The organism is Pantoea sp. Cy-639, assembly GCF_011752525.1.
Lineage (GTDB): Bacteria > Pseudomonadota > Gammaproteobacteria > Pseudomonadales > Pseudomonadaceae > Aquipseudomonas.
Genome location: NZ_VWXI01000047.1, coordinates 1 through 835, shown reverse-complemented (window position 1 = coordinate 835; position 835 = coordinate 1). Strand labels below are relative to the sequence as shown.

Annotated in this window: 1 protein-coding gene; it reads right to left on the bottom strand. The window is 69.3% G+C overall.

Translation table 11 applies throughout. The features are described from left to right. A partial coding sequence (locus F3J43_RS23655) for a hypothetical protein (RefSeq protein WP_205298073.1) occupies positions 1 to 835 on the bottom strand: 835 nt, incomplete at both ends.

Genomic DNA, 835 nt, shown 5'->3' with positions numbered 1-835 from the left:
CACGGTCTCGAGCAGGCGGGTCAGCAGCCAGGCGATGCTGTTTTCCATACCCGCGCTGCCCAGGGCCTGCAGGCGCTGGGGCACGACCTTGGCCAGGTCCTCGAGGGTGCGGATCAGTGGCCCGAGCAGGCTGTCCAGTTCGCCGCTGAAGTGGCGGGCGACGCTGTTGTAACCGTCCTTGAGGCTGCCCTCGGTGGCATTGGCCAGGGCCGACAGGGCCAGGCGCCAGGCGTCGGTCTCCAGGGCCGAGTCGTACAGCGCCACTTGGGCCATCTGTGCGCGGGCCAGGCGGTGGCTGCTGGCGGCATCCAGCTTGCCACTAGCGGCGGCGCCAATCGTCTTGGCCAGGCTGTTGAACAACAGGCGCGCGGTGTCGGCGGCGGCGCTGAGCATGGCCGGCAACTGGGCCAGGGCCTCGCGCACGTAGTGCTCCAGGGCACCGCGGATATTGGCGTGCAGGTGGCCGTCGATGATTTCCAGGATCACCGCGCCGATGTGCGCGCCAGGGCGGCGGCGCAGGGTCTGGCGGGTCAGTTGCAGGACCGGGCGCAGCACCGTGCGGGCGCGGGACAGGCCGGGTGGGTAGGGGACGATACCGATCAGGTTGATGCCCAGGCTGACCCATACCAGCGGGTCGGGGTCGGGGTTTTCGACCAGTTCGAGGATGTCGATCAGCGCGTCGATGCAGGCCAGGGAGTTGGCCATGGCCGGGATGCTTTCGGCGTGCTGGCGCAGCAGTTGCAGGTCGACCAGGCCGTAGCTGATTTCCTGCAGCCAGTGGTCGACGGAAGCGGCGGCGGCGCCGAGGTCTTCGCTGAGGAGGGTGTGCAGGGGG